The 21,532-nt window shown below is 73.0% G+C and carries 21 protein-coding genes; 8 read left to right on the top strand and 13 right to left on the bottom strand.

Annotated features, from left to right (window positions below):
- Window positions 1-65 precede the first annotated feature (65 nt).
- Window positions 66-770, top strand: a complete 705-nt coding sequence (locus ACFSL2_RS16520; RefSeq protein ID WP_377198881.1) for a rhamnogalacturonan acetylesterase — start codon at window positions 66-68, stop codon at window positions 768-770.
- 95 nt (window positions 771-865) lie between these two features.
- The gene (fdhA, locus tag ACFSL2_RS16515; RefSeq protein ID WP_377198880.1) at window positions 866-2,086 is read left to right on the top strand and encodes a formaldehyde dehydrogenase, glutathione-independent; all 1,221 of its coding nucleotides are present in this window, start codon (window positions 866-868) and stop codon (window positions 2,084-2,086) included.
- Window positions 2,087-2,153: 67 nt separating this feature from the next.
- On the opposite strand, the gene ACFSL2_RS16510 is transcribed toward fdhA, so the two are convergent.
- From ACFSL2_RS16510 to hemE, 12 genes are all read right to left on the bottom strand, one after another.
- Window positions 2,154-2,741 (bottom strand): hypothetical protein, encoded by a 588-nt coding sequence (locus ACFSL2_RS16510; RefSeq protein WP_377198879.1) that lies wholly within the window; start codon window positions 2,739-2,741, stop codon window positions 2,154-2,156.
- Window positions 2,738-3,379 (bottom strand): hypothetical protein, encoded by a 642-nt coding sequence (locus ACFSL2_RS16505; RefSeq protein ID WP_377198878.1) that lies wholly within the window; start codon window positions 3,377-3,379, stop codon window positions 2,738-2,740. The genes ACFSL2_RS16510 and ACFSL2_RS16505 overlap by 4 nt, the downstream gene beginning before the upstream one ends.
- A complete protein-coding gene (locus ACFSL2_RS16500) occupies window positions 3,376-3,867 on the bottom strand; it encodes a hypothetical protein (protein WP_377198877.1) in 492 nt (163 codons plus the stop codon). The genes ACFSL2_RS16505 and ACFSL2_RS16500 overlap by 4 nt, the downstream gene beginning before the upstream one ends.
- Entirely contained in the window at window positions 3,864-4,391 is a 528-nt protein-coding gene (locus tag ACFSL2_RS16495; RefSeq protein WP_377198876.1) for a hypothetical protein, read from the bottom strand. Before ACFSL2_RS16495 ends, ACFSL2_RS16500 begins: the two co-directional genes overlap by 4 nt.
- Window positions 4,388-5,677, bottom strand: a complete 1,290-nt coding sequence (locus ACFSL2_RS16490) for a hypothetical protein (RefSeq protein WP_377198875.1) — start codon at window positions 5,675-5,677, stop codon at window positions 4,388-4,390. Before ACFSL2_RS16490 ends, ACFSL2_RS16495 begins: the two co-directional genes overlap by 4 nt.
- A 1-nt stretch (window position 5,678) precedes the next feature.
- Window positions 5,679-5,969, bottom strand: coding sequence for a hypothetical protein (locus ACFSL2_RS16485; protein WP_377198874.1), 291 nt, complete (start codon window positions 5,967-5,969; stop codon window positions 5,679-5,681).
- A 116-nt stretch (window positions 5,970-6,085) separates the two neighbouring features.
- Complete coding sequence (hemL, locus tag ACFSL2_RS16480; RefSeq protein ID WP_377198873.1) at window positions 6,086-7,456, bottom strand: glutamate-1-semialdehyde 2,1-aminomutase; 1,371 nt, start codon at window positions 7,454-7,456, stop codon at window positions 6,086-6,088.
- Between the two features lie 79 nt (window positions 7,457-7,535).
- Window positions 7,536-8,480 carry a porphobilinogen synthase gene (hemB, locus tag ACFSL2_RS16475; protein WP_377200840.1) on the bottom strand — a complete coding sequence of 315 codons (945 nt, stop codon included), beginning with the start codon at window positions 8,478-8,480 and terminating at the stop codon, window positions 7,536-7,538.
- A 133-nt stretch (window positions 8,481-8,613) separates the two neighbouring features.
- Complete coding sequence (locus ACFSL2_RS16470; protein ID WP_377198872.1) at window positions 8,614-9,366, bottom strand: uroporphyrinogen-III synthase; 753 nt, start codon at window positions 9,364-9,366, stop codon at window positions 8,614-8,616.
- Window positions 9,363-10,409 carry a hydroxymethylbilane synthase gene (hemC, locus tag ACFSL2_RS16465; RefSeq protein ID WP_377198871.1) on the bottom strand — a complete coding sequence of 349 codons (1,047 nt, stop codon included), beginning with the start codon at window positions 10,407-10,409 and terminating at the stop codon, window positions 9,363-9,365. Before hemC ends, ACFSL2_RS16470 begins: the two co-directional genes overlap by 4 nt.
- Before the next feature lie 70 nt (window positions 10,410-10,479).
- Window positions 10,480-11,895: a protoporphyrinogen/coproporphyrinogen oxidase gene (locus tag ACFSL2_RS16460; protein WP_377198870.1), complete on the bottom strand. Its 1,416-nt coding sequence runs from the start codon at window positions 11,893-11,895 to the stop codon at window positions 10,480-10,482.
- Between the two features lie 88 nt (window positions 11,896-11,983).
- A complete protein-coding gene (gene hemE / locus ACFSL2_RS16455; RefSeq protein ID WP_377198869.1) occupies window positions 11,984-13,069 on the bottom strand; it encodes a uroporphyrinogen decarboxylase in 1,086 nt (361 codons plus the stop codon).
- Between the two features lie 49 nt (window positions 13,070-13,118).
- Here hemE and ACFSL2_RS16450 point away from each other — a divergent pair, with 49 nt between their 5' ends.
- The 3 genes from ACFSL2_RS16450 to ACFSL2_RS16440 all read left to right on the top strand — a co-directional run bounded on the left by ACFSL2_RS16450 (window position 13,119) and on the right by ACFSL2_RS16440 (window position 17,110).
- Window positions 13,119-14,561: a glutamyl-tRNA reductase gene (locus tag ACFSL2_RS16450; protein ID WP_377198868.1), complete on the top strand. Its 1,443-nt coding sequence runs from the start codon at window positions 13,119-13,121 to the stop codon at window positions 14,559-14,561.
- A 145-nt stretch (window positions 14,562-14,706) separates the two neighbouring features.
- Window positions 14,707-16,083 (top strand): hypothetical protein, encoded by a 1,377-nt coding sequence (locus ACFSL2_RS16445; RefSeq protein ID WP_377198867.1) that lies wholly within the window; start codon window positions 14,707-14,709, stop codon window positions 16,081-16,083.
- 247 nt (window positions 16,084-16,330) lie between these two features.
- Window positions 16,331-17,110, top strand: a complete 780-nt coding sequence (locus ACFSL2_RS16440) for a hypothetical protein (RefSeq protein WP_377198866.1) — start codon at window positions 16,331-16,333, stop codon at window positions 17,108-17,110.
- Window positions 17,111-17,113: 3 nt separating this feature from the next.
- Here ACFSL2_RS16440 and ACFSL2_RS16435 read toward each other — a convergent pair whose 3' ends face one another.
- Window positions 17,114-18,451 (bottom strand): CoA transferase, encoded by a 1,338-nt coding sequence (locus tag ACFSL2_RS16435; RefSeq protein WP_377198865.1) that lies wholly within the window; start codon window positions 18,449-18,451, stop codon window positions 17,114-17,116.
- A 101-nt stretch (window positions 18,452-18,552) separates the two neighbouring features.
- Here ACFSL2_RS16435 and ACFSL2_RS16430 point away from each other — a divergent pair, with 101 nt between their 5' ends.
- From ACFSL2_RS16430 to ACFSL2_RS16420, 3 genes are all read left to right on the top strand, one after another.
- The gene (locus ACFSL2_RS16430; protein ID WP_377198864.1) at window positions 18,553-19,377 is read left to right on the top strand and encodes a DUF5926 family protein; all 825 of its coding nucleotides are present in this window, start codon (window positions 18,553-18,555) and stop codon (window positions 19,375-19,377) included.
- Between the two features lie 195 nt (window positions 19,378-19,572).
- A complete protein-coding gene (locus tag ACFSL2_RS16425; protein ID WP_377198863.1) occupies window positions 19,573-20,370 on the top strand; it encodes a glycosyltransferase family 2 protein in 798 nt (265 codons plus the stop codon).
- 39 nt (window positions 20,371-20,409) lie between these two features.
- On the top strand, window positions 20,410-21,528 hold the full coding sequence (locus ACFSL2_RS16420) for a diacylglycerol/lipid kinase family protein (RefSeq protein WP_377198862.1): 1,119 nt from the start codon (window positions 20,410-20,412) through the stop codon (window positions 21,526-21,528).
- Window positions 21,529-21,532 lie beyond the last annotated feature (4 nt).

Below are 21,532 nucleotides of genomic sequence, written 5' to 3'. Positions count from 1 at the left end.
GGTAAAGAGTCAAGTGCCCAGGCCACGCCGCTATCATCCAGGTTTCCGTACGAGAGGCCTAACCCATGCCCCAACGCATCCACATCGCCGGCGATTCCACCGCGGCGCAGAAGTACGCCGTCGCCGCTCCCGAGACGGGCTGGGGGATGGGGCTGCCCTGGTTCCTGGCGCCCGGGATCGAGGTGGCCAACCACGCGATGAACGGCCGCAGCTCGCGGAGCTTCGTCACGGAGGGGCGCCTCGCCGCGATCGTGGACGACCTGCGGCCCGGGGACCTGCTGCTCGTCCAGTTCGGGCACAACGACCAGAAGACCGATCCGCTCATCGGTACCGACCCGTGGACCTCCTACCGGTCCCACCTGCGTCGCTACCTGGACGCGGCGCGGGAGCGGGGCGCGGAGCCCGTGCTGCTGACCCCGGCGGCGCGCCGGCGGTTCGACGACGACGGCAACGCCGCCGCGTCCCACGGGTTCTACCCCGACGCCATGCGGGCGCTGGCCGCGGCCGAGGGCGTGCGTCTGATCGACGTCACCGCGCAGACCCTCGCGCTGTGGCAGGAGCTCGGGCCGGACGGGAGCCTGCGCGTCTTTCTGCCGGAACGGCAGGACAACACGCACTTCAGCCCGGCGGGCGCCGGACTGGTCGCGCGCCTGGTGGCGCGCGGGCTGCTCACCACCGGGATCCTCGCCGAGCACGAGGTGCGCCGTCTCGACGAGGACGTGCCCGTGGAGTGGTTCACCTGGCCCGAGGCGGCGGTCGCTCCGGGCTGAGGGCCGGCGTCGGCGTGCGGCCCTGCCGGTATCGCGCGTAGCGTGACAAGGGACCGACACCCAGCTCAATGACGATCTGGAAGGGGTAACCCGATATGCCTGGAAACAAGGCCATCGCCTACCGCGAACCCGGGGTGGTCGAGGTGGTCGACATCGACTATCCGACGTTCGAGCTCCGGGACGGCCCGGGGGTCAACCCGGCCAACGTGGGCCGGAAGGTACCGCACGGCGTGATCCTCAAGACCGTTGCGACGAACATCTGCGGCTCCGACCAGCACATGGTCCGCGGCCGTACCACCGCGCCGCCAGGCCTGATCCTTGGCCACGAGATCACCGGCGAGGTGGTCGAGAAGGGCTCCGACGTCGAGTTCCTGGACGTCGGCGACATCGTCTCCGTGCCGTTCAACATCGCGTGCGGACGATGCCGCAACTGCAAGGAGCGCAGGACCGGCATCTGCCTCAACGTCAACCCCGAGCGGCCGGGGTCGGCGTACGGGTACGTCGACATGGGTGGCTGGGTCGGCGGGCAGGCGGAGTACGTCCTCGTGCCGTACGCGGACTTCAACGCGCTCAGGTTCCCTGACCGCGACCAGGCGCTCGAGAAGATCATGGACCTGACGATGCTCAGCGACATCTTCCCCACGGGCTTCCACGGGTGTGTGAGCGCGGGCGTGGAGGTCGGGTCGACGGTGTATGTCGCGGGCGCTGGGCCGGTGGGACTGGCCGCCGCGGCGTCGGCGCACCTGCTGGGGGCGGCCGTCGTCATCGTGGGCGATCTCAACCCGGACCGGCTGGCGCAGGCACGGTCGTTCGGCTGCGAGACGGTCGACGTCTCCGCCGGGCCGGTCGGCGACCAGATCGCGCAGATCCTGGGTGAGCCCGAGGTCGACTGCAGCGTCGATGCCGTGGGCTTCGAGGCCCGCGGGCACGGTGCCGATGCCTCGACCGAACAGCCGGCCGCGGTGCTCAACAGCCTCATGGAGGTGACCCACGCGGGCGGTTCGCTCGGCATCCCCGGTCTGTACGTCACGGGCGACCCCGGCGCGGCGACCGAAGCGGGAAAGGTCGGCTCGCTGTCCCTGCGGCTGGGCCTGGGCTGGGCCAAGTCCCACACGTTCACGACCGGCCAGTGCCCGGTGATGAAGTATCACCGCGGCCTGATGAAGGCGATCCTCCACGACAAGGTGGAGATCGCGAAGGCCGTCAACGCCCAGGCGATCCCGCTGGAGGAGGCACCGACGGGGTACCAGGCGTTCGACGAGGGGGCGGCGAAGAAGTTCGTGCTCAACCCGAACGGGTACATCCGGACGTCCTGATCCCGGTGGGCTGTCGTCGCTGGTCCTGGCGTGCCGGACCAGCGACGACAGCGCAGCGGGCCGCTGCTCACCGGCTCGCGGCGTCGGGCTCCGGATCGGTCTCGCCGGAGCTGATCGACGCGGCGAACGCGTCGATCAGGGGCAGGACGCTCTCGAGCTGGACGAGGTTCGACGTGCCGAACGTGACGACGACGTCCTGCTCCGCGGTGCGCCACGCCCAGTTGACGCCGGCGACGATGTCGTAGCCCAGCTCGGCCACCGCCATGTACCGCACGGCACGACGCCCGCTCCCCAGGCGCCCCTGGATCGGCTCGATGACGGCGGGACTGGTCATGCGCTCGTCCGGGAGGCCGAGCAGCACGTCGTCGTCGATCTCGTCGGTGTGGGGCAGCTCGTGCACGTCGACGGACAGGAATTCGGCGTTGGGGAGGCCCATCATGATGAACCGGTGCTCCGCGCCGGCCCGGGGCCGCTCGGCGTGCAGCAGGAGCTCCTCCTCGAGCTGGGAGCGTGTCCGTTCGTCGTACTCCCACGTCTCGGCCGCGAGCTCGGCGATCAGCCTCGCCCAGACCTCCGGGCCGGTGATCTCGCCGGCTGGATAGGCCTCGGGTACCGACGTCCAGTGGTAGGTGTCGAGATCGATGTGGATGCTCACTGCTCTCCCCCCTGCACGGGCTCCGCGGGAGGGGCGTCATCGAGGCCCGTCCATGCGAGCGAACCCATGATGGTGTCGCCGAGCTCCGTCAGGGCGTCGGCAAGTGGCGCGAGCCCGGGGTCACCGTCGCCCGAGACCGAGAACGTCCCGAGCAGCAGGCCGGCGCCGGCGTCCGGCGTCTTCCAGACATGGTGCACCGTGCGCCACACGGTCCTGCCATCACCCATGGCCGAGCCGTCGGGTGCCTTGGCAGTCTCGAACTCGGGGACCTTCGGGCGCTCGTCGACGCTGCGCAGCGCGCTGCCCGCCCGGGTCCGCACCACCGTCCCTCCGGGATCGGTGTCGGGGCGGGCCGGGCCGAAACCCATGCCGATGGACAGCGGCGCGTTCCAGTAGTTGCTCACCGGCAGGACGATGTCGACGACACCCCGTCGGCCGGCGTTCGTGGCGTACTCGGCCAGCTTGCGCTCGGCCAGCGCCAGCCGGCCCCGTGTGCGGTCGTCCAGCGTGTCGTACAGGGCACGCACCTTCGCCCGGACCGTGGCCGCGACGTCGCCGCGGGTCGGGATCAGGACGAAGCCTGGCGGGAGAATGAGGGCGTAGGCGGGACTGGGCCGTGAGCGTTCGGTCGTGGTCATGTGCTGCCCTCGGAGTCGGTGCTGTCGGTGCTGTCGTCGGCCGGTGCGTCGCCCGCTGGCCGCGCACCGGCGATGGCCGTGAACAGGGTGATCAGGAGCACGAGAAGTACCGGGATCCAGCGCAGCCACAGGACGACGGCCCCGGGGTCGCCAGGATCGTTGGTCGTGAGCGCCACCGTGACGATCGCCGTGACGATCACGCCGAGCCCACCGTCGAACACCATTCGCGCGGGGCGGACTCCGGTGATCCGGTCGCGGGCGCTCGCCGGTGCACGGAGCCACGCGATCACGTGCGCTCCGTAGGCGGCGGCGACGAGCCAGGTGACGAGCGCGAGAGCCGGATAGAACGGGGCCGCCGCCATGCCCGACGCGTCCTGCCCGTGCACCGCGGTGTTGCGCACCACCCCGACCATGACACAGACCACCGCCGCCACGAACGTGAGCCAGTACAGCGTCCGGAGGTGGAGCGTCGTCGCCGTCGTCGTCACCGGCGACCCCCCTTGGCGCGAAGGTCGTCCTCCGTGACCTCTTGCCAGGCGTCCGGGACCCACCCGAGAGCTCCCGCGAGGGAACGGAGCGCGACGAGTCCCGCGGAGGCGAGCAGGACCCAGGCGGCCGGTACGACGGCCGGGAACGGCCCCGACCCGAAGACTGCGAGCCAGGGGTCGTCATAGGTCAGGGCGATGTGCTGGGCCTGGACCACGATCGCGGCGCCCAGGCCGTAGCCGAACATCGCGGGCCTTCCGACACGCAGCCCGTCCGGATCATCCAGCTTGCGGACGAGCTCGGTGGGGATGCGCGGCGTGGGAAGATTCAGGACCACGGCTACCACGTGCGCCGCCGCGGGCAGCCACCAGTGCCATTCGATGACATCGGTGAACCCCGCGAAGTTGCTCAGCACCCCGACGGGTAGCGGTGACGCGAGGCACCAGATGAAGACGCCGAGGGCGAGTCGACCGGACAGGCGGTTGCGCGCGGTGCGGGCAGCGAGCTGCAGCGTCGTCCGACTCACTTCCCGTCAGCTCCCACCAGATCGCCCGTCGCCTGGTGCGCCTGCCAGCCGCTGAGGCCGACTCCCCCCAGCAGGTTGTTTCCGTTCTCCATCCAGCGCCCGAGGTTGGCGTTCGCCATCGGGATGAGGTCAGTTCCGCCGGTCCGCCCGCGCGTGGCGTTCTGTGCTACCTGTGCGAACCGGGCGCCGTCGACGCTCCCGTTCCTGAGTACGTCAGCCGCCAGCCGTGGGTTCCGCACGTAGGTCATGAGTCTGGGGTCCGCGTCGAGCCGGAGGCCGTGCCGCATCGCCCGGTCGAAGTTGCGGCTGACTCGTCCGCCCTGCTGAACTACCGCCCGGCTCAGGCCGGTGCCCCGACGGGTCGCCAGCTGGGTGAGCCGCATCGTCCGGTTCATCTGCAGCATCGAGCGGGCACCCTTGACCATGCCGCCCGCCGCTGCCCCGATACCGAACGAGAGCAGGCCGACCGCATCCCAGGCGACATCCGCCCAGGTCCCGTTACCGGTGGCCGCCAACGTGAGACTCAGCGCGAACGTCGCCACCGCGAGGGCGAGCGCGAGTGGCGCGAGGACCGGGAAGAAGATCGAGAGGATCCCGACGACCGCGGCCAGAACGGTGAGAACGTTCTTGAGGATCTTCAGGACCGGGGCCGCCCAGTCGACGAACGAGTCGATGGCGTTGGTGATCTCGTCCAGGACGCCGTCGCTGAGGCCGTCATTGTCGATGACGTCGTTGAGCGCCTCCTCGGCGGTCTCGGCGCGGTCGTCGACGTTCTCCTTCGCCGTCTGCCACGCGGAGTGCGCACTCGTGATCGCGGTGATGTGTGGCTCGGCTGCTCCCTCGAGGCGGTTGACCTCCTCGGCGGGGGTCGGGCCGTCGTCGCCGGGCCGCGGTAGCGGCTGCGCGCCCGCCTCCATGATCTGGCCCTGCAGCCGCTGCAAGTCGTCGACGTGGCTGTTGCGGGTGTTGACCGAGCTGCGGGCGGTGCTCTGTGCCTCCGACAGGACGCCGGCGAACGCGGCGAGCTCGGTGCCTGCCACCTCGTAGCGACCCTTGACCTGCTCGATCTTCGGGATCACCTCTTCGGTCTTGGCCAGCCACTTGTCGGTCGACAGGGCGCTGTACCGCTCCGGGTTGTCGGTGATGAGCCGCAGGTCCTGGGCTGCGCGGGAGACGATCTCCGCCATGTCCGTGTACTTCTTGGCCTGCGCCAGGATGCCGTCGGCGTCGCCGGGGATCTCCGCGATCTCGTCGGCCATGACGAGGGCCTGGTGAGGACTGGTCACGTCAGCTCCTCTCCATTGCGCCGGCCAGCTCCGCGTCGACGTCCGTGAACGCCCTGAAGATCTGCTCGCCCGCCGCGTGGGCCGCCTCGACCTTGCCGATGATCTCCTCGCGGGCCTTGTTCCAGTCGTCGCCGAACTTCTCGACGCAGCCTGCGAGCCCGTCGTGCGGGATCATTGCTGCCACGGTCGCGGCGTCGTTCACCGCACCCCGCAGGTTCTCCGCGATGAAGCTCAGCTTCTCCGAAGTCGTGTCGACTTCCGCAAGGTCGATCTTGAGCAGCTCGCCGCCCATGGCGCCCCCTCGTTCGCGCTGGTCAGGTCCCGGCCAAGGATGCCAAGGGACCGGACCAGCGTCGATGGATAGACCTACCCATAACTCCCATCACCGCGTTCCCGACGGGAGCGGCTTCAGGGGCGGGCGGCCGCTGCCGCCCTCGCTGCCGCGGGCAGCGCCTCCAGGATCCGGTTCACCGCGGCGTCGTCGTGCGCGGCCGACACGAACCAGGCCTCGAAGACCGACGGCGGCAGGTTGATCCCCGACTCCAGCATGGAGTGGAACAGGGCCGTGTACCGGAAGCCCTCCTGCGCCTGGGCCTGCGCGTAGTCGCGCACTCCCGACGCCGCGGCCAGCGGACCGAAGAACACCGAGAACAGCGAGCCGGCCCGCTGCACGCGGTGCTCCACACCCGCGGCGGACAGGGCGTCGCCCACCGCGTTCGACAGCGTGGCGGCCACCTCGTCCACCCGGGCGTACACCGCGTCGTCGGCCAGGCGGAGGGTCGTGAGACCGGACGCGACCGCGACGGGGTTACCGGAGAGGGTTCCTGCCTGGTAGACGGGACCGAGGGGCGAGAGGTGGTCCATGACCGCCGCCGGCCCGCCGAGGGCCGCTACCGGCATGCCGCCGCCGACGACCTTGCCGAACGTGAAGAGGTCGGGCGTGTACCCCTCGCCCCCGGCGGCGCGGATGGCGTCGTTCTCGACGCCCCACCAGCCGGACGGGCCCACGCGGAACCCGGTGAGCACCTCGTCCATGATGAACAGCGCACCGTGCGTCGACGTGATCCGCCGGAGCCCTTCGTTGAACCCCTCGCTGGGCGGCACCACGCCCATGTTCGCGGGCGACGCCTCGGTGATGACCGCGGCGATCTCGGAGCCGCGCTGGGCGAACGCCGCCTCGACGGCCGCGAGGTCGTTGTAGGGCAGCACGAGCGTCTCGGCCGCCGCTGCCTCGGTGACGCCGGCCGACCCCGGCAGCGCGAGCGTGGCCACACCCGATCCGGCCTCCGCCAGCAGCCCGTCCACGTGCCCGTGGTAGCAGCCGGCGAACTTGATGATCAGCGAGCGGCCCGTGAACCCACGAGCGAGCCGGATCGCCGTCATCGTCGCCTCGGTGCCGGTGGACACGAGGCGGACGCGCTCGGCGGCGGGCACCCGGCGCCGGACCTCCTCCGCGAGGTCGACCTCCGCGACCGTAGGGGCGCCGAACGACAGACCGCGCGCGGCGGCCTCCTGGACTGCCGCGACGACGTCGGGGTGCGCGTGCCCCAGCAGCGCCGGACCCCACGAGCACACCAGGTCCACGTACTCGCGCCCCGCCACGTCGGTGACGTACGGGCCGCGTGCCGACGCGAGGAACCGCGGGTCGCCACCCACGCTGCGGTATGCGCGCACGGGCGAGTTCACACCACCCGGGATGGCGCCCTGCGCGCGCAGGAAGGCGGCGTGGTTCGGCTCGGGCTCCCGCCGCAGCCCCTGGGTCTCGATCGCGTCGCTCATGCCTGTCCTTCTCGTTGAGTGCTGGGTACTTGCGGCCTGGGTGCGTGCGGGGCAACGAATACCCAGCACTCCGCGGAGGTCAGCGGAGCCAGTCCGCCAGCTCCAGGGCCCAGTACGTGAGGATCACGTCCGCGCCCGCTCGCTTGATGCTCGTCACCGACTCCAGGACCGCGCGGTCGCGGTCGATCCAGCCGTTCGCGCCCGCCGCCTCGATCATCGCGTACTCGCCCGACACCTGGTACGCCGCCACCGGCACGTCGCTCCGGTCGGCGACGGCGCGCAGCACGTCCAGGTACGACCCGGCCGGCTTCACCAGCACCATGTCGGCGCCCTCTGCGAGGTCCAGGTCCGCCTCCCGCAGGCCCTCGCGACCGTTGGCGAAGTCCATCTGGTACGTCATGCGGTCGCCCCGGAGCTCCGAGTCCACGGCCTCCCGGAACGGGCCGAAGAACGCGCTCGCGTACTTGGCGCTGTAGGCCAGGATGCTGGTGTCGACCAGGCCAGCATCGTCGAGGGCGTCCCGGATCATCGCCACCTGCCCGTCCATCATGCCCGACGGTGAGATCACGTCCGCCCCGGCCCGCGCCTGCGCCAGCGCCATGGACGCGTAGCGGGCGAGGGTCGCGTCGTTGTCCACAGCCCCTGTGGACGTCAGGACACCGCAGTGCCCGTGGTCGGTGAACTCGTCGAGGCACGTGTCGGCCATCAGCACCGGGGTGGCCGCACCCGCGGGGACGTCGTCCAGCACCTCGCGCGACGTCCGCAGCGCCCGCTGCAGGATCCCGTCTGCGGCGTCGGCCTGGGAGCCGTTCGCGTCCTTCACTGCGGGGATGCCGAACAGCATGATGCCGCCCAGGCCGGCGTCGCGGGCGGCCCGCACCGCTCCCGCCAGGGATTCCTCGGTGTGCTGCACCTGCCCGGGCATGCTCGTGAGCGGGACCGGCTCCGTCAGCCCTTCCTTGACGAAGAGCGGCAGCACCAGGTCGGCCGGGTGCAGCCGGGTCTCCGCGACCAGGCGACGCATACCCGGTGTGGCGCGCAGACGACGCGGTCGATACACGATCCCGGTGGAGCTCAAGGTGTCCTTCTTTCTGTTCGGCTCATGAAGGTGTCGGACGCCCCGGTCACCAGGGTGACCTGGGCGTCCGACCAGTGGATCAGGTTCTGACGAGTGCCTCGGTCACGGCGTCGGCGAGCGCCGCGTCGGTCGGCTCGGCGGCGACGGCGAGCACGGTGTGCCCGACGTCGCCCGCTGCGCGGGCCGACGGCTCCCCGATCGCCACCACCCGCTGCGGGCCCAGCTGGGCGGCGACCTGGCGGGCGGCCGAGCCGGAGGCGACCACGACGACGTCGTGCCGATGCCGGAGCTCCGGGGGGAGCTCCCGGGTGACCGTCCGGTAGGCCGTGACGACGTCGACCGCCCAGCCCTTGGCCGCGAGGCCCGCACGCACCGTGTCGGCCGCGAGGTCCCCGAGCGGGAGCAGCACCCGGCCCCCTTCGTCCCCGCCGCGCGTGCGGGGGAAGGCGGCGGCGAGCCCCGCGCCGGTCGCGGTCGTGGGCACCAGCGCGACGGTGACGCCGTACCCGGCCAACGCCTGCTGTGTGGCGGGCCCGACGGCGGCCCAGCGGACGGGTGCGGTCAGCGGGACCTCCGGGCCGAGCAGCGCGTCCACCGCGTTCACGCTCGTGACGACGACCCAGGCGTAGGCGCCACGGACGAGTGCCGAGCGGGCGGCGTCGAGCTCCGCCGGGTCCTCGACCGGCGCACGCTCGATCACCGGCGCCGCCACCGGCTCGAGACCACGCCCGCGCAGCAGCGCGAGCAGACCGGCGGCTCGTTCCGGGGAACGCGCCACCAGCACGTCAGGCCGTTCGGCGGTCCTGGCCACCGGGGAACCCGGTTCGGTCACGCCTTCTCCGGGACGACGGTGCTCAGCGGGGCGAGCCGTTCGGCGCCGTCGGCCAGGAGCCGCTCGGCGACGGAGGTACCCAGCGCGCGAGCGGAGTCGTCGAGGATCTCGGGGGCGACGTCCTGCGAGAGCTGCACCTCGCCGCTGTGCGTCATCTGCTCCGAGCCGTTCACGGCGGCCACCACGGACCGCAGCCGCAGCACGTCGCCGGACACCGTGGCATACGCGCCGACGGGTGCGGCGCAGCCTGCCTCCAGCCGTGCCAGCACCGAGCGCTCGGCGAGGACGGCGAGCCGGGTCGGGCGGTGGTCGAGCAGGTGGATCGCCTCGGCGAGGCTGTGTGCCGAGCCTGTCGAAGGGTCGGCCACGATGTCGGCGGTCCGAACCTCCACGGCGAGCGCGCCCTGCCCGGGTGCCGGAGCGACGACGTCGACGTCGAGCGCCTCGGTGACCACCTCGGTACGGCCGAGCCGCGCGAGGCCCGCGTAGGCGAGGACCACGGCATCGAGGTCGGCCTCGGGCCCCAGTGCCCGGTCGAGCCGGGTCCCGACGTTGCCGCGGATGTCGACCACGTCCAGGTCCGGCCGCGCCGCACGGATCTGCGCGGCCCGCCGGGGGGACCCCGTGCCGACCCGCCCGCCGCGGGGCAGTGTCGCGAGGGTGAGGCCGTCGCGGGCGCACAGGGCGTCGCGCGGGTCCGCCCGCTCGGGGGTCACGAAGGTGAGGTGGGGTGCGGGGGTGGTGGGCAGATCCTTGAGGGAGTGGACGGCGACGTCGCAGCGGCCGTCCAGCAGTGCCTCCCGCAGGGCCGTGACGAAGACGCCGGTGCCGCCCAGGCTGGCGAGGCTCCCGGTCTTCACGTCGCCCTCGGTCCGGATGTGCACCAGCTCGACCGGTCGACCGGTCAGCTCCTCCAGGCGCTCGGCCACCAGGCCGCTCTGGGTGGTGGCGAGCGCGCTCGCGCGCGTCCCGAGGCGGATCGGCGCGGTGCCCTCCGGGGTGCTTCCGGGGGTGCTGACGGAGAGGGGGGTCGGGGTCACCATCCCAGTCTCTACCCCAACCCCCGCCCGGGGGAAACCCGGGGGCTCATCTCACAGGGTTGCTGGCGGTCTGTCAGAACGTGGCGTCAGAAACCGGCTCTCCGAGCGGCTCGGGCCCGAGCCGCTCGGCCGTGCCACGCGCGTGCCTGACGACCGCCGCGAGCCCCGTTCCCGCGATCCAGCCGCCGGTGGCATCGAGGCCCGGCTCGGCCAGCACCGCCTGCTCGAACTGCTTGGTCGCCGTCCGGTAGCCGGGGGTCGGCGGGGGCAGCGAACCGTCCCAGCGCTGGTGCAGGCCTTCCCGCACGCGGCCGGTCAGGTCGACGCCGAGGAGCGCCGACGCGTCGCGCGCGGCCTCCTCGGCGGTGGGCTGCGGGATCGTCTCGCCGGTGCGGCCGTAGCTGAGCCGCACCACGTGCCACCCCGGCCCGGCGGCGTCGCGCACCCGCCGGGCGAGCCACGGCCACTTCGCCGTCGCATGGGTCAGCGCCTTGGCGCGGACCGCGCCGGGCGTGCTGCCCGGTGCCACGAGCATCCCCGAACCTCGCGGAGCCACGTCGAGCTCCGGCGCTTCCAGGAGGAGGGTGACCAGGCGGATGTCGGCGCCGCGTTCGGGAGCAGGCGGCAGGTAGAGCTCCGGCTCGGCACCGGCACGGGGCAACGGGCCGAGCTCGGTGCGTGTCGCGAGCACCAGTCGCGGGGCGCGCAGCACCTCGCCCCCGTCGGTGTGCACCTGCCAGCCGCCGGCGCGCTCCACGTTCGTCACCCGCGCCCCGAACCGCACGTCCAGCCGGTCCAGCAGTGCGTTGACCAGCGCGTGGATGCCGCCGTCGATCCCGCGCACCGCGGAGCCAGGGGGTGCCGCCGCACGCAGCGTCGCCACGGCCCGCGAGAGGGACCCGCTCCGCGAGTAGGCCTCCAGCAGCCCGGGTGCGACCGCGGCGACGTCGAGCCGGTCGAGCGGGGCCGAGTGCACGCCCGCCGCCACCGGCGTCACCAGCCGGTCCGCCACCCGGGAGCCGAGCCGGGACCGGGCGAACGTCCCGAGGTCCGTGGTGTCGACGAACCGGGGCGGCAGCACGCGGTCCAGCGCACCGCGCAGCACACCCGGCCAACCGATCACGCGGCGCACGTCGGCGGCCCATGGCCGCGCGGGAATCCCCAGGACGCCGGCGGCCGGCAGCGGGAACGCACGCCCCGCGGCGTAGCCCCAGGCGGGGAGCCCCGAGGGCGCCTCCACGGACAGCCCGAGCTCCTCGACCAGCCGTTCGACCGCGCCTCCCCGCACCGCGAACGATTCGGCCCCCAGGTCCAGCGGCACGTCCGGCAGGGTGGTGAACGCCCCGCCCCGGACCGGCCCACCGGCTCGCTCGGCGGCCTCGAGCACGACGACGCGCAGCCCGCGCGCCGCGAGAGTGTGCGCGGCGACGAGCCCGCCGATCCCGGCCCCGACGACGACGGCGTCGGCGGCCTCGCTCCGCGTGGTCACCGAGCTGACCACGCACCTGCTGCCAGCCGGGACCTGATCCTGGCAGCAGGTGCATGGTCATCGGCGGCGACGACGGCCGCAGCGGCCGTCACAACGAGTGCACCAGCTCGACCACCCGGGTCAGCACCGTCGGGTCCGTCTCGGGCGGCACACCGTGGCCCAGGTTGACCACGTGCGCGGGCGCCTTCCGGCCACGCGTGACCACGTCGCGCACGTGCGCCTCCAGCACGTCCCAGGGCGCGGCCAGCAGGGCCGGGTCGATGTTCCCCTGCAGCGGCACCCCGGGCAGCAGCGCGGCGGCCTCGTCGAGCGGCGTGCGGTAGTCGACGCCGACGGCGTGGTCGGTGATCCCCGCGGAGACCAGCACCGACCGCATGGCGGGCAGCAGGTGCGCGGTGCCGGTGCCGAAGTGGATGCCGGGCACCTCGGTGTCCGCGACGTGGGCCAGCGCCCGCGTCGATGCCGGGGCGACGCGGGACGTGTAGTCCGCGAGCGAGAGCGACCCGGCCCACGAGTCGAACAGCTGCACGGCGCTCGCGCCCGCCTCGACCTGGGCCCGGAGGAACGCCCCGGTGAGGTCGGCGGTCCACGCCACCAGCGCGTCCCACGTGGCGGGGTCGGCGTGCATCAGGGTGCGTGCCGCGAGGTGATCGCGCGAGGGCCTGCCCTCCACGAGGTACGCGGCGAGCGTGAACGGCGCTCCGCCGAAGCCCAGCAGCGGCGTGGAGCCCAGCTCGGCCACGGTCAGCGCCACGGCCTCCCGGATCGGGTCGAGGGCCGCGTCGTCGAGCGTGCTGGACACGAGCCGCGCGACGTCGTCGGCGGTGCGGTACGGCTGGTCCATGACGGGACCGACGCCGGCCTTGATGTCCACACCGACCCCCGCGAGCTTGAGCGGCACCACGATGTCGGAGAAGAAGACCGCGGCGTCCACGGCGTGCCGGCGCACGGGCTGCAGTGTGATCTCCGACGCCAGCTCCGGTCGGAGGCAGGCCTCGAGCATGCCGGTGCCCTGACGGACCTCGCGGTACTCGGGCAGCGAGCGGCCGGCCTGCCGCATGAACCAGACAGGCGTGCGGCCAGGCCGATCACCCCGGAGGGCCTGCACCAGGGGCGCGGCAGAGGTCCGCCCGTCAGCGAGCGGATGCGTGGGGGCGATCGTGGTGGACTTCACGCTTCCCGATTCTGCCCTGCCGGGCCACGGTGCATAAAGTTGGAGCACTGTGGTTCTCCTCTCCCTCACCGCCAGCCACCGCGAGCTCGACCTCGACGCGCTGGAACGCCTGTCCACGGGCTCGTCGTCAGTGGGGCGCGTCGTCGTCGGCTCGTGCGGCCCGGTCGCGGGCGCCGTGGTGATCTCGACGTGCAACCGTTTCGAGCTCTACCTCGACGTGGAGGCGCCGCTCAGCGGTGACGCCGTGCGGCACGCGACCAGGCACGTGGCCGAGCTGGTGGCCCACGCGTCCGGCGTGACGGGAGACGTCGCCGCCCGGAGCTTCACCGTCCGCACCGGCCCGGAGGTCACCGAGCACCTGTTCGCGGTGGCATCGGGCCTCGACGCCATGGTGGTCGGCGAACGGGAGATCGCGGGCCAGGTGAAGCGGTCGCTCGTGGTCGCCCGCGAGCAGGAGACCACGTCCAAGACGCTCGAGCTCCTCTTCCAGACGGCGTCGCGCACGTCCAAGCGGGTCGGCACCGACACGGAGCTCGGCGCGGCCGGCCGGTCCGTCGTGGCGCTCGCCCTCGAGCTCGCCGAGCGCGAGCTGCCGCCCTGGGACGGCACGCGGGCCGTGCTCATCGGTACCGGCTCGTACGCGGGCGCGTCCGTCGCGGCCCTGCGCGCGCGCGGCTGCGACGACATCCGCGTCTACTCGCAGTCCGGCCGCGCCGAGGCCTTCGCCGAGTCGCACGGTGTGCAACCGGTGGACTCGCTCGTCGAGGCGCTCGCCGACGCCGACCTGGTGGTCAGCTGCAGCGGTGCACGCGGTCGGGCGCTGACCGCGCAGGCCGAACCGTCGCCGGCCGGGCCCGGTGCCCGCGGCCTGGTGAGCGAGGACGGTCCCGAGGCGAGCCTCGGTCACGTCCTGGACGCCGCCGCGCTGGTCCGGGCGCGGGAGCGTGCCGCCGACCGGGCCGGGGACGAGCCGGAGCCCCGGCCGCTGGTGATCCTCGACCTGGCGCTGCACCGCGACGTCGACCCGGGGGTGGCCGACGTGGAGGGTGTGCTGCTCTTCGACCTCGCCACCCTGAAGGCGCACGCACCGGCGGTGGCGCACGACGTCGTCGCGCAGGCGCAGGGGATCGTGGACCGCGCCGCGCGCCGTTTCGAGGAGACCCGCCTGGGCCGGGAGGCCGACGCCGCGGTGGTCGCCCTCCTGGACGAGGCGGAGGTCCGGGTGGTCGCCGAGGTCGCCGACGCCGTCATGCGGCTCACCGCCGAGCTGGACGCACGGGGAGAGCCTGCCCCGGATGAGGCCGACGTCGAGGCGATCGCCCGCGCGGTGCGCAAGCGGGTGCACGCGGAGCTCCACGACAAGATCGTCGCCGTCCGGGCGAGGGCGACCGCCGAGGCGCGGGCCGCGGAGGCCGCTCTGGTCCACGGTGCCGAGGCCCTGACGATGCACGCGTCCGCCCAGCGAGACGCCGGCCCGTCCCGCCGCCGATAACGCTTCCGCCGAGAACCCGCGGAACAAGCCGGACGGACCGCCATTCAAGGGCCAATTCGGTCCTTGTTACATGATCGTAACAAGGGTGATTTTATTCACCCGGTGGTGGGGACTAGGTTCGGGGGCTCAAGGACCGAACGCGCAAATGCGCAACGAGATGCTGGAGCAACTTTTGAAGCACGCAGCACCCAAGAAGAAGACCGCATCGGCGGGCGCGCGGACCATCGCGACCGTCGCCATCGCAACCGCGGCCACGAGCATGGCCGCCCCGGCCATGGCGGCAGACGCCTCGCCGCTGGACTCCCTCGGTGACCTGGGCACCACGGCTGAGGGCCTCAAGGCCGGCCTCCCGGCCATGTCGTCGACGTCGATCGACCTGGGCGAGCTCACCGACGCCGTCCCCGCCACCGACGCCGTCCCCGCCACCGACGCGGTGGCCAAGAAGCTCCCCGCTTCGATCGCCCCCACCACGGCCCTCGAGCCGAACTACGAGCCGGCCCAGTTCGTGTCGGGTGCCCTGAAGGGCGCCGCGCCCCAGGCCGCCTCGCACGCGCTCTCCGGCGTGGCCCACGGCTCCGCCGTCTCCGGCGTGGCCGGTACCGGCCACTCGGCGCTGGCAAACGTGCTCGGCGGCAACGTCGCCGGCACCGCGACCGGTATCGCTTCCGGCGTGGCCGGTGGCGTGGCGGGCGGCGTGGTCGACAACGCGCGCGGCACCGTCTCCGGTGCCGTCGGCGGAGTCACCTCCGGTGACGTCGTGGCCGGTGCCACCGAGACCGCGACCGGTGCGGTGTCGGGCGCGCCCGACACCGTCGCCGACGCGATCCGCAACGTGCCGAACGTCGTGGGCGGCGTGACCGGCCCGGCCGCCGGCCTGGCGGCCACCCTGCCGGGCGTGATCGGTGGCGTGGGCAACCTGGTCAACAGTGTCGTGTCGCAGGTCCCCGGCGTGGTCGCAGGTGTTCCCGGCGTCGTGGCCAAGGTCACGACGCCGGCTGCCGGTGCCGTCGAGACCGTCGTCGGGGACGTCGCCGTCGACGGCGTCGTCGAGCCGATCGCCACGGAGATCGTCCCGGGCGCCGTGGGCTCGGTGCAGGACAACGTCGTGCCGGGCGCCACGTCGACCGTCGGCCACGTGAAGGACTCCACCGTGCCGGGTGCCGTGGGCACCGTGCGCGACGACGTCGTGCCGAGCGTCGTCGAGGGCATCGCGAAGCCGGTCGTCGGCGACGTCGTCCTCGACGGTGCCGTCCAGGGCGTCGTCAAGGACAACGTGGTCGACAAGGTGGCCAAGCCGCTGGTCAAGGACACCGTCGTGGACAAGGTCGCCAAGCCGGTCGTGCAGGACGTCGTCGTGGACGGCGTCGCCGAGCCGGTCGTGGAGACCGTCAAGGGCACCGTCAAGGGTGCCGCGGGCGGTGCCGTGCAGGGCGTTGCCGGTGGCGCGACGGACACCGCGGACGGTCTGACCGGCGGTGCTGTGAGCGGCGTCACGGGCGGGCTGCTGGGCGGCCTTTCCTGACCCCAACCCCGAGAGGACCCCAGCCTCTTCGGTCTTGACGTAGCAAGGTGGAGCGCCATTGGCGCTCCACCTTGTTTACGTTTTCCGGCCTTTTGTCCAGGTTCCATTGCGGCGCCCGTTGTTATCGAATCGTTACCACTGGGGTGGGTATTTCCTGTCCACCCCTTTTTCCCCGATTCTTGATCCGGTAGCGTCGTCGCGTCCCCGGGTTCCGGGCCGTTGTAGCCGATCAGCTGGAGCAGCTCCCATGAAGCACGCCGCCGTCAAGCCTTCGTCCGTCGCCAAGTCCACGGCCTCCCGCGTCGTGGCGACGATCGCGCTCGCCACCGCGGCGACAGCGGTCGCCAGCCCGGCGATGGCCCACGACGGCGGTCACCGCGGCCAGGACGGTCACGAGCAGGGCTACGGACAGGGCGGACGGGACGGCGGCGGCTCCCACGACGCGCCGCCCTCGTACGAGCCCTCGCAGTACACCGAGCCGAACTACGACATGCCGCAGTACGGGTCCCGGCAGGGCGACTGCGACCGCGACGGGACCGACGCCGGCTCCGACCGGTACGAGTCCGACCGGTACGAGGAGGACGACGAGGGGGCGCGCGAGGCCGTCCGGGAGGACATGGACGAGGCCGAGCAGCCCGCGCCCGCGCCGAAGCCCGCAGCCGGCGAGACGGCGGCGCAGCCCGACGCCACCACCACGGAGAAGGCGGTCCCGGTGCAGGAGGCGACGTCGGAAGCCTCCACGCCTGCCGCGTCGGAGCCGCCGCTGGCTGTCCAGGCACCCGGGCAGCAGTGGGAGGGCAGGCCCTCGGCGGCCGACACGGCCGGGGCCGAGCTCACCGCCTACGTCCCGGCCGAAGGGGCGGGCGTCGAGGACGCGTCCGCGCTCACCGAGGTCACGCTCGACGCCCCCGTCAAGCTCGCGACGACCGGCGCGGAGGCGGCCGCCCTCACGGCAGCGGCCGGAGCGCTGGTGATCGGTGGTGCGGGCTCGCTCCTGGTCGCCCGCCGCAGCCCCGTCCGCGTCTGACTCTCAGATCGAGCGAGGATCCTGCGGCGTCGCCGCGCCCCAGACCGGGGCGTCGACGCCCCACGGGTGTGCCGGGCGGGCGTAGTCGTCGTACCCGGGGAGTGCCGGCCGCGCCGTGGTGACTCGTCCGTGCGTCACCGTCTCGCCGGCCGCCCCGGCGAAGGCCTCGGCACGGTGCGGTACCGCGGCGGCCGGATGCCGCGGGTCCCGTCCCGGCAGGTCCAGGAGCCAGGTCGCCGTGCGCGCCAGTGACACGGACACGTCGTGGCCGGGGCCGTCGTCCCGGAGGGCGAGCGCGTCCACGATCCCGGCGGCGAGCAGATAGCCGGAGGCGTGGTCGAGCGCCTGGGCGGGCAGTGCTCCGGGCGTGCCGTCCTGGCCCTCCAGCAGCGCGATGCCGCTGGCCGCCTGCACGATCGAGTCGAACCCCCGCCGGCCCGCCCACGGCCCGGTGTCGCCCCACGCGGACACCCGTCCGGTGACGACGCCGGTCGGCACCCGCAGGCCCAGTGCCTCGACGGCGCCAGGGCGATAGCCGGTGACGAGCACGTCGGCGGTGTCCAGCAGATCCTGCGCCGTGCGTCGGCCGTGCGGGTCCCGGAGGTCCAGCACGGTGCTGCGCTTGCCCTGCCCCGTGTCGAGGTGCTGCCACTCGATCTCGGCGGGGTCCGGTGGGTCGACCCGCAGCACGTCGGCACCGAGCAGGGCCAGGGTGCGGGTGGCCACGGGGCCCGCGATCACGCGCGTGAGGTCGAGCACGCGGACGCCGGCGAGCGGCACGTCGCCCCGCGGCAGGTCCGTCGGGGGCCGCCGTGCGGTGGCGCCCGGCGCGCGCCGTCGACGGCCCGTCGGTTCGTCCGCCCGCCGGCCGGTGCGCACCAGGGGCCCGCACGCAGCGGCCCGCCCGGCCGGCGACGCCCGCCACTCCTCCTCCGTCCGGACGCGCGCCACGATCGCGCCCGCGTCGGCCGCGCGGTCCTCGAGCTCCTGTCCCGGCAGCTCGGCGAGGCGGCGGGCGAACGCGGCGCGGCCGACGTCGTCGGGCAGGCCGGCCAGGGTGGTCAGGCGCGACCGGTGGTGCGGGTAGTTCGCGTGGGTGCGCACCCAGCCGTCGGCGGAGGCGAAGAAGCCGGACAGCGGGGCGAACCCGGACACCGGCCGTCCGTCGAGCGCGAAGACCCGGTCGGAGGCGAGAGCCGCGGCGAGCCGCGCGGGGTCGGGCGGGGCAAGGTCGCGTGCTGTCCCTCTCCGGCCGGCCCGGGCGGAGGCGCGCTGGACTGCGCGGACGGCGTCGAGTGCGAGGTCGAGCACGGGCAGGTGGGCGGCGAGCCAGGGTTCCACCCGCCCATCATCGGCCCCGGGAGCCGAACGACGACGGGCCGCTTTCGAAAACATCACCGGCCGGACAGATCTGGGCCCATCCGCGCGGATAGACTCGCCGCATGGCCAAGAACCCCTCCTCCGACTTCGTGCTCCGGCCCTTCGAAGGTCTCCCCGGAGAGACCGACTGGGTGGCGATGCGCGAGATCGTCCCGTCGGCGACCGCGACGGCTCGTACGACCGCCGAGTACGGATCCCGCGACGTCACCGTCGTGACGCTGCTGCCGGGCGCCTGGACGGCGCTGCACCGTGCCGACGGCGCGATCCTGCTCGCCGTGCAGGGCATCCTGGGGTCCGGCGACGTGAGCCGCGACCTCGCGGCAGCGCTGCTCGAGGCGCTCGAGCTCGAGCCGGGCACCGCCGTCGAGCCGGGCGAGCTGCCGGGTCCGGGGCCACGTCTGCAGGACGTGCTCGACCCGAGCGTGCCGTTCGAGATCACGGTGCACGAGACGTTCGACTTCTGGCTGGACCCGAGCGCCGACGTCACGCCGGAGCTCAAGGAGAGCCTCGAGGACGCCGCCGACGGCGCGATCCCCACCGTGAAGGTGTCCTCCGTCGAGTCGGCCTACTGGTGCAGCATGACGCGCGAGTTCCTCCGCTGGGCGCGTCCCGAGCCGGAGGACGACGTCATCGACGCACTCTCTCGCCTGCACGCAAAGCGCGAGTCAGGGCTCGCGGGTGGGAGGTTCGTGGGAGCGTTTCGTGCGTCCGGGCTGGTCGTACCCGTCTGGGAGCTGCCGAAGGGCACCGAGGCGGCGGAGCTGGAGGCTCCGGCGAAGGAGCTCGGCGACAAGCTCGCGAAAGCACTTTCCATCACGGAGCCGCTTGATGCGAACGAGCGACGTGCAAGAGCGGGTATCGTCTCTCGGCAGGTCACCCTGCGCTAGTCCGGACGCCCCGGCCGGTCCTGTGCGAGCGGCCCGGAACGCGTCGGCAGTCACCGAGGATCGCCACGAGTGGTCCAGGTTTCGGCAACTAGCGGACCAAGGGAGTAGGATTCCAGGGGTAAACCTTTGCACTCACCAAGCAAAGGGCTATCCGGTCACCCACCAAGGCAAATCGACGCTTCAGGCAGGACAGGTGTGAACGCTCTCCCGGTCGCGAAGACCACGCGTCCCGGCAATGCTCAGGCAGGTAAGAACGTCCAACGGGTTGCGGCCGTCATCCCCGCCAAGGACGAGGCCGAGCGCATTGCCGCTACCGTGCGCTCTGCGCGTGCGATCCCACACGTCGACCTCGTGCTCGTGGTCGACGACGGCTCCGAGGACGACACGCAGCATGTCGCGCGTGCCGCCGGCGCCGTCGTCGTGCGCCATTCGCACAATCGTGGCAAGGCCGCCGCGATGGAGACGGGTGCGGCAGTGGTGGCGATGCGCGACGCCGACGGCCGTCCCCCGCGCCTGCTCATGTTCATCGACGGCGACCTCGGCGACACCGCCGTGAACACCGCCCCGCTCGTACGTCCCGTCCGGGAGGGCGTGGCCGACCTCGCGATCGCGCTGCTGCCCAAGCAGGCCGGTGCCGGCGGACGCGGCATCGTGGTCGGTGCGGCGCGCCGGGCGATCGAGGCGATGACGGGCTGGAGCCCGTCGCAGCCCTTGTCCGGCATGCGCTGCCTCACCCGCGAGGCGTTCGAGGCAGCCACCCCCCTCGCCCGCGGCTGGGGCGTCGAGACCGGCATGACCATCGACCTGCTGCGCAAGGGGTACGTCGCCGTGGAGGTGCCGTGCGACCTCAAGCACCGCGCGTCGACGAACGACATCAAGGGTCAGATCCACCGGGCTGCCCAGTACCGCGACGTGCTGCTGGCGGTGAACGCGCGCAAGATGCGTGGCGCGGTCGACGCGGTGCGGCACGCGGGCTCGAACGTCCGCAGCTGATGCGCGGTCGCCGCGTCGCCTGCCCCGTACTCTGATCCCATGGGGTGGCAGGTCTGGCTCGGGATCGCCGCGATCGTCGTCGCTCTGCTGGCGCTTGCCGTCGCCACGGGCGTCTGGACGCAGCAGGCGCGCATGCGGCGCCGGGACCACCGCCAGGCGGCGCCGCAGAGCGTCGAGGCCGCACCGCAGCTCGCGGTGGTCGTGAACCCCTCCAAGCAGGGTGCCGGGGGCCTGCTGGTCCAGGTCCGTGCCCACTGCATCGCCCACGGTCTCCCGGAGCCCCTCTGGTACGAGACCACGGTGGACGACCCGGGCAGGGGGTCGGCGCGGCAGGCCCTGGCCGACGGCGCCGACATCGTCATCGCGGCGGGCGGTGACGGCACCGTGCGAGCCGTCGCCGAGACCATGGTCGGCGCGGACAAGCCGATGGGCGTGCTGCCCGTCGGCACGGGCAACCTCCTGGCCCGGAACCTGGAGCTGCCGCTGACGAGCGTGGACGGGGCCCTCGACGTGATCGTGCACGGCCGCACGCGTGCCATCGACGTCGGCTGGCTGCGGGTGACCGATTTCGCCGACGCCCCGCGCAACGGGGAGCACCCCAACCAGCCCGACCACGAGCCCGACACCGAGCGCGAGCACATCTTCCTGGTCATCGCGGGCCTCGGCTTCGACGCCGCGATGGTCGCCACGGCCGACGCGGACCTGAAGAAGCGGGTGGGTTGGGTGGCCTACTTCGTGGCGGGACTGTCGCACCTGCAGGCCCGGCGCATGCGCGCCCACCTCCAGCTGGACGACAGCCCGCCGGTGGAGGCCCGCGCCCGGTCGATCATGGTCGGCAACTGCGGGATGCTGCCGGGAGGCGTCACCCTCCTGCCCGACGCCGTGCTCGACGACGGTGTGCTCGACGTCGCCGCCGTCGACGTCCGTGGCGGGGTGCTGGGCTGGGCCCAGCTGACGCTCGAGATCGCGATGCAGGGTGTGGGCGTGCGCAACGACCTGCCGGAGAAGCTCGGTCGGATCGATCACACGAAGGCACGGCGGGCGCGCATCCGAGTTCCTGCGGGTGAGGAGGCCCAGGTGGACGGTGACCCACTCGGGCGGGCCGTCGAGATCGACGTCCGGGTCCAGCCGGGCGCGCTGCTGGTCCGCGCACCGTGACCCC

The organism is Promicromonospora aerolata, from assembly GCF_042682255.1.
GTDB classification, from domain to species: domain Bacteria; phylum Actinomycetota; class Actinomycetes; order Actinomycetales; family Cellulomonadaceae; genus Promicromonospora; species Promicromonospora aerolata.
Note: the sequence above shows the minus strand (reverse complement) of the source record. Positions and strands in the feature narration are given on the sequence as shown.

Excerpts from the sequence above, each read along its gene's own strand:
- ACFSL2_RS16520 (WP_377198881.1), top strand. The coding sequence starts at position 66 with ATGCCCCAACGCATCCACATCGCCGGCGATTCCACCGCGGCGCAGAAG.
- fdhA (WP_377198880.1), top strand. The coding sequence starts at position 866 with ATGCCTGGAAACAAGGCCATCGCCTACCGCGAACCCGGGGTGGTCGAG.
- ACFSL2_RS16505 (WP_377198878.1), bottom strand. The coding sequence starts at position 3,379 with ATGACCACGACCGAACGCTCACGGCCCAGTCCCGCCTACGCCCTCATT.
- ACFSL2_RS16485 (WP_377198874.1), bottom strand. The coding sequence starts at position 5,969 with ATGGGCGGCGAGCTGCTCAAGATCGACCTTGCGGAAGTCGACACGACT.
- hemL (WP_377198873.1), bottom strand. The coding sequence starts at position 7,456 with ATGAGCGACGCGATCGAGACCCAGGGGCTGCGGCGGGAGCCCGAGCCG.
- hemB (WP_377200840.1), bottom strand. The coding sequence starts at position 8,480 with ATGCGTCGCCTGGTCGCGGAGACCCGGCTGCACCCGGCCGACCTGGTG.
- hemC (WP_377198871.1), bottom strand. The coding sequence starts at position 10,409 with ATGGTGACCCCGACCCCCCTCTCCGTCAGCACCCCCGGAAGCACCCCG.
- ACFSL2_RS16445 (WP_377198867.1), top strand. The coding sequence starts at position 14,707 with ATGCGCAACGAGATGCTGGAGCAACTTTTGAAGCACGCAGCACCCAAG.
- ACFSL2_RS16440 (WP_377198866.1), top strand. The coding sequence starts at position 16,331 with ATGAAGCACGCCGCCGTCAAGCCTTCGTCCGTCGCCAAGTCCACGGCC.
- ACFSL2_RS16430 (WP_377198864.1), top strand. The coding sequence starts at position 18,553 with ATGGCCAAGAACCCCTCCTCCGACTTCGTGCTCCGGCCCTTCGAAGGT.
- ACFSL2_RS16420 (WP_377198862.1), top strand. The coding sequence starts at position 20,410 with ATGGGGTGGCAGGTCTGGCTCGGGATCGCCGCGATCGTCGTCGCTCTG.